General features: G+C 71.4%; 7 protein-coding genes. 2 read left to right on the forward strand and 5 right to left on the reverse strand.

The annotated features are described in order from the left end of the window. Window positions 1-52: 52 nt before the first annotated feature. The 4 genes from QN350_RS02225 to QN350_RS02240 all read right to left on the reverse strand — a co-directional run bounded on the left by QN350_RS02225 (window position 53) and on the right by QN350_RS02240 (window position 5,522). On the reverse strand, window positions 53-1,453 hold the full coding sequence (locus QN350_RS02225) for a DUF58 domain-containing protein (RefSeq protein ID WP_322140181.1): 1,401 nt from the start codon (window positions 1,451-1,453) through the stop codon (window positions 53-55). A gap of 95 nt (window positions 1,454-1,548) precedes the next feature. Continuing rightward, the gene (locus QN350_RS02230) at window positions 1,549-2,511 is read right to left on the reverse strand and encodes an AAA family ATPase (RefSeq protein WP_281536066.1); all 963 of its coding nucleotides are present in this window, start codon (window positions 2,509-2,511) and stop codon (window positions 1,549-1,551) included. A 137-nt stretch (window positions 2,512-2,648) separates the two neighbouring features. Next, the gene (gene coaD / locus QN350_RS02235; RefSeq protein ID WP_322140182.1) at window positions 2,649-3,137 is read right to left on the reverse strand and encodes a pantetheine-phosphate adenylyltransferase; all 489 of its coding nucleotides are present in this window, start codon (window positions 3,135-3,137) and stop codon (window positions 2,649-2,651) included. Between the two features lie 141 nt (window positions 3,138-3,278). Continuing rightward, on the reverse strand, window positions 3,279-5,522 hold the full coding sequence (locus QN350_RS02240; RefSeq protein WP_322140183.1) for an ATP-dependent DNA helicase RecG: 2,244 nt from the start codon (window positions 5,520-5,522) through the stop codon (window positions 3,279-3,281). Window positions 5,523-5,577: 55 nt separating this feature from the next. Here QN350_RS02240 and rsmD point away from each other — a divergent pair, with 55 nt between their 5' ends. Beyond that, on the forward strand, window positions 5,578-6,156 hold the full coding sequence (gene rsmD / locus QN350_RS02245) for a 16S rRNA (guanine(966)-N(2))-methyltransferase RsmD (RefSeq protein ID WP_322140184.1): 579 nt from the start codon (window positions 5,578-5,580) through the stop codon (window positions 6,154-6,156). Between the two features lie 115 nt (window positions 6,157-6,271). Here the strand turns inward: rsmD and thiL are convergent, their stop codons facing one another. Further along, window positions 6,272-7,300 carry a thiamine-phosphate kinase gene (gene thiL / locus QN350_RS02250; protein ID WP_322140185.1) on the reverse strand — a complete coding sequence of 343 codons (1,029 nt, stop codon included), beginning with the start codon at window positions 7,298-7,300 and terminating at the stop codon, window positions 6,272-6,274. A gap of 23 nt (window positions 7,301-7,323) precedes the next feature. Here thiL and QN350_RS02255 point away from each other — a divergent pair. Beyond that, the coding region (locus QN350_RS02255; RefSeq protein WP_323515655.1) for a DUF3515 family protein at window positions 7,324-7,634 on the forward strand (311 nt) is incomplete at its 3' end.

A 7,634-nucleotide genomic window follows, 5' to 3' on the forward strand; every position in this document is an offset into this window, starting at 1 on the left:
CGGTGCCGACGGGGGTGCAGGCATCGGGGCGGGTCGCTCGGGCAGGATCCGTTCACGCAGGCTCATGGAGCGCCCCCCGCCCGCCGACGGCGTCGAGCCACGCTGCCGGCAGCGCTGTGGCGGATCGCACCGGTATGCACCGCCAGCCGGCCTCCCTGAGCCGCTCGAGGGCATCCGTGGGCACGAGCTCGAGCACGAACGCGATCGCCGGCCGGGCACTGGCCGCGAGCCCGGCGAGGACGGCGAGGTCGAGGGCGCCCCCGGCGCCGAGAACGGCGAAGGTCGGGAGTGCCCCGCGGGGGACGCGTGCGCGCGGTGTCGCGCGGTTCCCGACGTGTTGGCCGTCGCCGTCGCGCCTGGATTCAGCGGGGAGCTGGACGATGCCGGCGAGGTCCTCGAGGAGGTGTGAGATGCCACTGGATCCGCGGTAGGAGACCGGATTCCCCGACCGGACCGGGTCTGCATCGCCGCTGCCGGCCGGAGGCGACCCGCCGAACCCGGCCGCCCCGATCGGCGCTGCGCCGATTGTGCCCGGTGCGCCGTGCGGGGCGCGGCCGAGCTGGGCAGTACCGAGTTGCGCGGGGCCGAGTTCGACGACGTCGACCCGATAGCCGGCCGCGAGCAGGTGCGTGCACACGGATGCCGCGATTTCGACCCCGAGCTCGAACGCGTTCGCGCGCCGCCCCCGGTCGGCCTCGCGGGTTCCCGTTTCGGCGTGCTCGAGCGTGTCGAGCACGAACCGCACGCCGGAGTCGCTCCGGTGTTCCTCCTGCCGCACCATGATTTCGCCGTGGCGTGCGGTGGCCGGCCAGTTCACCCGGCGCAGGGAGTCCCCCGGCCGGTACTCACGAGCGATCAGCTCGTCCGAGTTCTGATTGAGCAGCCGCTGCCGTTCGAGGGCTTCTCCGCCGCCGAGCATGCTCGCGAGTCCCCGGCCGGGGAGGGGGGTGATCCGCGGGGTGACGACCAGTTCACGCCGACCGCCGACCGCCCAGCGGGCCGTGACGAGTCCGAACGGGTCGGACTGACCGAGCACGACCGGCCCGTATTCGTACCGTCCCCGTGCGTGCGGGGAGAGCGGGCACTCGAGCCGCACGGTCCGGGCCGCCGCATCGGGGCCCTCACCGAAGGCGTCGCCGACTCCGCGACGACCCCAGGCTCCGCCGAGTCCGGCGAGCGTCGGCAGGGGAAGGTCCCTCGGCATCGGAGTCATCCCCATCGGGCCGGTCTCCCGCCAGAGCGCACCGGACAGGCGTTGCGCCCCGAGATTCTCGAGGATCAACAGCTCGGTCGTCTCACCGCCCGCTGACACAAGGTTGGGGCGGAAGTCGCGACCGACGCGCACCCGGACGGGCCGGATGGCCACCGCGAGCCCGGCGACGAGCGGTACCGAGATCAGCAGGAGGGCGATGAACAGCAGGTCCCTCCGGTTCTCGGAGAGCGACACGAGCACGAGCGCCGCTCCCCCGCAGAGGAACGCGCCGCCCCGGAGCGTTGGCCGGGGAACACGAACCGGCCGTGAGGAAGGTCGCCGCGCTGGCATGGCGGCTAGGGGTGGCCGGACGCGCCGAGTGGCACCGGGGTCGCCGCGAGGATCCGGCGCACGATGTCTTCGAGCAACGGGCTCGAATCCTGGTGCTGGTGCCCGAGCACACGGCTGCTCGCCACCAGCCGGTGCCCGAGCACGGCGACGGCGAGCGCATCGATGTCGTCGGGGAGCACGAAGTCACGGCCCTGCAGCGCGGACTGCGCCTTGGCCGCGCGGATGAGCTGCAGGGTCGCCCGCGGGCTCGCGCCGAGACGGAGGTCCTTGTCCGAACGGGTGGCCCTGACGATGTCGACGGCGTACTGCTTGACGGCGCTGGAGGCGAAGACTCCGCGGGCCGCGCTCATCATGGCCCGCAACTGCGCGCCCGTGACCACGGCGTCGATTCCGGCGAGCGGGCTCGAGGTGTCGCGGGAGTCGAGCATCGCGAGCTCGGAGGTCGTGTCGGGATAGCCCATCGAGATCCGGGCCATGAACCGGTCCCGCTGGGCTTCCGGGAGGGCGTAGGTGCCTTCCATTTCGATCGGGTTCTGGGTCGCGACGACCGTGAACGGGAGCGGCAGGAGGTAGGTGGCACCGTCGACGGTGACCTGGCGTTCCTCCATGCACTCGAGGAGAGCCGACTGGGTCTTCGGACTCGCGCGGTTGATTTCGTCGCCGATCACGATGTTCGCGAAGATGGCTCCCGGCTTGAACTCGAACCTGCGGTCGACCTGGTTGAAGACGCTCACACCCGTGACGTCCGACGGGAGAAGGTCCGGTGTGAACTGGATGCGGCTGACCGAGCAGTCGACGGAGCGGGCGAGGGCCTTGGCGAGCATGGTCTTGCCGACACCGGGCACGTCCTCGATGAGGAGGTGGCCCTCGGCGAGGAGCACGGTCAGTGCCGTGACGACAGCGGGGTGCTTGCCCGCGATGACCGTTTCGACGTTGCGGATGATGGCCCGGCCGGCCTCAGCGACCACGTCGAGGCCGAGGGCGACATCGGCCTCGGCCGCGGGGTCGTGCCCTGGTCCGGCTGCCCCAGCCGAGCGGATGCCCGCGGCACGCTGCGTCGGGACGCCTGCGGGGGCATCCGTTGTCGCGCCTGCGGGCAGGGCAGTCACACGGGTGCCTTCTGCAGGTACTGCGCGACGACGCGGGGCACGTAGGGCGAGATGTCGCCACCGAGCGCGGCGACCTGCCTGACGAGGGAGCTGGAGACGTGGGCGTTCGCCGGGTCCGGCAGCATGAAGATGGTCTCGACGCCCGCGAGGTTGCGGTTCACGATGGCCATCGGAGTCTCATAGGCGACGTCGACCTGGGAGCGGATGCCTTTGATGAGCACACTCGCCCCGACCTCGAGGCAGTAGTCGACGAGCAGTCCCATGCTCCAGGACGCGACGATGATGGTGTCTGGCAGGCCGGCGTCCGCGATGGCCCGTTGCAGCAGGGAAACCCGCTGGCTGATCGGCAGGAGGGCCGTCTTGCCCGGGTTGTGCACGACGAGCACGTGCACTCCGTCGAAGAGGCCCGCCGCCCGTTCGATCACGTCGAGGTGCCCCAGTGTGACGGGGTCGAATGAACCAGGGACAACGGCGATCCTGCGCATACGCAATACCCTAACCCGCGAGCATGCCCCGCGCCTCCCCGAGCACAACACTCTCGGCAAATCCGCCGGTGCATGGCGCATTCGCGCAGGGGAAATGTCGCTTATCCCAGGATCCGGGTGCTGTCGTCCGCCGCTCGCCGTTCAGCCCTTGGTGAGCGAGGCGCGCCCTGCGTCGTCCAGCCGCCGGCGCACCGCGTCGCGGAGGGCCGGCACCGTCGCGAGCTCGGGGTCACGCGCGGCGAGCTCCTGCGCGTGCGTGCGCGCCTCCAGGATGAGTTCGCCGTCGGTCGCGACCCGCAGCAGCCGCAGCGACGAGCGCCCGCCGGACTGCGTGCTGCCGAGCACATTGCCCTCCCTGCGCAGCTCGAGGTCGATCTCGGCGAGCTCGAAGCCGTCGAGGGTTGCGGCGACGGCCTCGACTCTCGACCGGGCGAGTGAGTCGACTTCCGCTCGGGTGACGAGAAGGCAGAGCCCCGGCACCCCGCCACGACCGACCCGCCCGCGCAATTGGTGCAGCTGCGAGACCCCGAACCGGTCGGCGTCGAGCACCACCATCACCGAAGCATTCGGCACGTCGACGCCGACCTCGATCACCGTGGTGGCGACGAGCACGTCGATCTCCCCCGCGGCGAAGGCCAGCATGGTCTGGTCCTTCTGGTCCGCGGTCATCCGGCCGTGCAGCGGCTCGATCCTGGCCGCCGCGAGCTCCGGCCGGGCGCGCAGCCGCTCGAGCACGACCTCGACGGACTCCGGCGGCACCGCGGGCCCCGCATCGGAGGCGCCGGCCTCTGTCACGGCCGACTGTTCGACGTCTTCGCCCTCTTCAAGTTCCTTCGGCGCGATCGCAGGGCACACGACGAAACCCTGACGGCCGAGGGCGAGTTCCTCGGCCAGCCGGGTCCAGACGCGCGAGAAGGTCTGCGGTCTTTCGGCGAGCGCCACCACGTAGGTCTCGATGCCCTGCCTGCCGGCCGGGAGCATGGCGATCGTCGACACGTCGAGGTCGCCGAAGACCGTCATGGCGACCGTGCGCGGGATCGGCGTGGCCGTCAGCACGAGGAGGTGCGGTGGCACAGCCCCCTTCAGGCGGAGTGCCTCCCGCTGGTCGACCCCGAAACGGTGCTGTTCGTCGATGACCACGAGTCCGAGGTCGAAGAATGACACCGATTCGGCCAGCAGGGCGTGCGTTCCGATCACGATCCTGGCCTGGCCGGAAACCGCGCGCAGCAGCGCCTTGCGCCGGAGGGCGACCGGCAGGTTGCCGGTGAGCAGCACCGGCACGAGTTCTGCGGCAAGGTCTGGGCCGAGGATATGCACGATCGACCGGAGGTGCTGGGCCGCGAGCACCTCGGTCGGCGCGAGCAGGGCGGCCTGTCCCCCGGTGTCTGCGACGGCGAGCATGGCCCGCAGCGCGACGAGCGTCTTGCCTGAGCCGACCTCGCCCTGCAGGAGCCGGTTCATCGGGGCGGTGTTTGCGAGGTCCCTCGCGATCTCGGCCCCGACGGTCTGCTGGTCGTCGGTGAGGATGAACGGAAGTCGGGCATCAAAGCGCTCGAGGTATCCGCCGGGGACGGGAACCCTGGCGGTCGACTTCGTCGCCCTGGCGGCGTTGCGCTGCTGCACGAGCGCGCTCTGCAGCACGAACGCCTCCGTGAACCGGAGGGTGTCTCGGGCCCTGATCCAGTCGGCGTCGACGGCGGGTTGGTGGATGAGCTCGAGGGCCTTGCGTTGCGGGAGCAGGCCGCGTTCGGCGCGGAGCGCCGGCGGGAGCGGGTCCTCGACGGGGCCGAGATGCTTGAGTATTTTTCCGACGATCGTCTGGAAGTCCCAGCTCGCAACAGCGGCGGTCGCCGGATAGACCGGGACGGGCTCGACGAGCCAGGCCTCGCCCTCCGTGGGGATCTCATGTTCCTGTTCCTCGTCGCTCCCGGCGACGAAGAGTTTGTAGTGCGGATGCGCCAGCTGCAGCTGGCTCTTGAACGAGGTGACCTTGCCGGTGAACATGCCGCGGGTGCCGGGCGCGAGCAGCTTCTCCCGCCAGGCCTGGTTGAAGAAGGTGAGAGTGAGGATGCCGCGGCCGTCGGAGATCTTGACGGTCGTGATCGACCCCTTGCGGGTCTTCATCTCGTGGGTGGAGATCGAGCGCACCTCGGCGAAGATCGTGACCTGTTCGTCGAGCGGCAGTTCGCTGATCGCGCTGAGCTCGCCGCGTCTGGCGTAGCGGCGCGGGTAATGGCTGAGCACGTCGCCGACCGTCCGCATGTCGAACGCCTTGGCGAGCGATTTCGCCTCGGCAGGCGTCACGGTGCGGATTGCCGTGAGTGGGGTATCCAGGGTCAGGGCACCGATGAACTTCACACCGGCCGCCGCGGTCGCATCCGTCATGCTTCGATCGTAGGCGGGGCCGCCGACACTGCGGTCCGGCTAGGCTCGAACGGACATGACGCGCATCATCTCCGGGTTCGCCGGTTCCCTGCCCCTCGCCGTTCCCAAGTCGGGCACGCGCCCCACGAGCGACCGGGTGCGCGAGGCGATCTTCTCCGCCCTCGACGCCCGCGACGTCATCAGGGGCGCCAGGGTGCTCGACCTTTACGCGGGTTCGGGTTCTCTCGGGCTCGAAGCTGCAAGTCGGGGAGCCCGCATCGTGACCCTCGTGGAGAACAGCTACGGGGCCGCCCAGATGTGCCGGAAGAACACCGACGCAGTGCTCAAGGCCGCCCCGAAGAAGGACGGACCGTCGATCCGCGTCTCCGCGCAGGCCGTGCAGTCATTTCTCGCGGCGACGGGCGACGGGTTCGAACTCGTCTTCCTCGACCCGCCCTATGAGCTCTCCGACGTCGAACTCGGGCACAACCTGCTCGCGCTGACCCCCCTGCTCGACCCGGACGCCCTCGTCGTCGTCGAGCGAAGCTCCCGCTCCCCCGAGCCGTCCTGGGGTCCGGGCCTGGCCGCCGAGCGCCGCAAGGACTACGGCGACACGACCGTTTGGTACGCCGCCCCGGTGCTCGCCGGCCAATAGCCGCCGCCCTGCCGCCGCAGCCGCGTCGAGTGTCGCCGTTCGCGCCGACCGTCGCCGTTCGAACGGCGACACTCGGCGCCGGGGGCGAGTCTCGGGCGGATACGGCAGCGTGGCCTCAGCCCAGGGCGCCGTCCCAGCCGCGATACGGGTCCCAGCCGCCCTGCTCGTGCGTGCGGCCGTCCACGAGGACCGTGCCGGCGGCATCCGTCGCCGTGCCGATGAGGCGGAACCCCTCCGGCAGCACGGCGCCGGCCGGGAAGGTCGCGAGCAGGCCGTGGTCCTCGCCGCCGCCGAGCGCGAGTCCGACGCTGTCGCCGAGGGAGTCCGCGGCGAAGTCGATGCCGACCCCGCTCGCCGTCGCGAGGCGCCCGGCGTCGATGAAGAGGCCGTCGGACAGGTCCATCATCGCGGTCGCCCCCGCGAGGGACGCGGCCGGGCCGAGGTCGATCGGCGGCCGCGGGGCGAGCTGGGCGCCGACCTCGACCGGGTATTGCTCCCGAACCGCCGACGCGAGCGCGGCATCGGGGACGCCGTTCGCGTCGACCCCGTGACGGAAGAGCAATGCGAGGCCGGCCCCGGCCTCACCGAGGCCTCCGGCAAGGGCCACACGGTCACCTGGGCGCGCTCCGGAGCGCAGCACCGGTTCCCGGCCCTCGAGGTCACCGAAGGCCGTCACGGCCAGCGTGAGGGCGTCGGAGGCGGACAAGTCGCCGCCGACGACGCCGCAGCCGGGCGCGAGCGCCTCGCAGCAGTCGCGAAGGCCGTCTGCGATGCCCTCGATGACCGAGATCGGGGTCGAGGGCGGCGCAGCGATCGCGACGACGAGGGCGGTCGGCCGGGCACCCATGGCCGCGACGTCGGACAGGTTGGTCGCGGCGGCCTTCCAGCCGAGGTCGTGGGGGGTCGACCAGGCCATCCGGAAGTCCGGGCCCTGGATCATCATGTCCGTCGTGACGACGAAGCGTCCGTCGGGGGCTCGCAGCACGGCGGCGTCGTCGCCGGGTCCGAGCAGCTGGGTGGCGGCTCCGGGCAGCCGTGGGAAGATCCGGGCGAGCACCTGGCCCTCGCTGAGCTCGGCGAGGGTCTGCTCCGGCCTGGCGGCCGTCGGTGAGGTCGCGGCAGGGGTCTTCGCAGCAGGGGTCATCTTCAAACGGTAGCCTGAATGCGATGACTTCCCGCAGCACCCCCCGCCGTCTCCCGGCCGCCATGACCCTCGCCCTGGCCGGGGTCGTGCTCCTGAGCGGATGCACGGCGAGCGTCGCCCTCGAACCCGCGGCGGACGCCGTGAACCCCGGCTGTGCCGACATCGTCGTGCACCTGCCGACGCTCGTCGCCGACCAGGCCGAGCGCGAGACGAACGCCCAGGCGACGGGCGCGTGGGGCAGCCCGGCCGCCGTGCTGCTGCACTGCGGGGTCGCGGTGCCCGCCCCGACAACCCTGCCGTGCCTCAACGTCAACGGGATCGACTGGATCGAAGA

The organism is Cryobacterium sp. 10I5 (assembly GCF_035019865.1).
Taxonomy (GTDB): domain Bacteria; phylum Actinomycetota; class Actinomycetes; order Actinomycetales; family Microbacteriaceae; genus Cryobacterium; species Cryobacterium breve_A.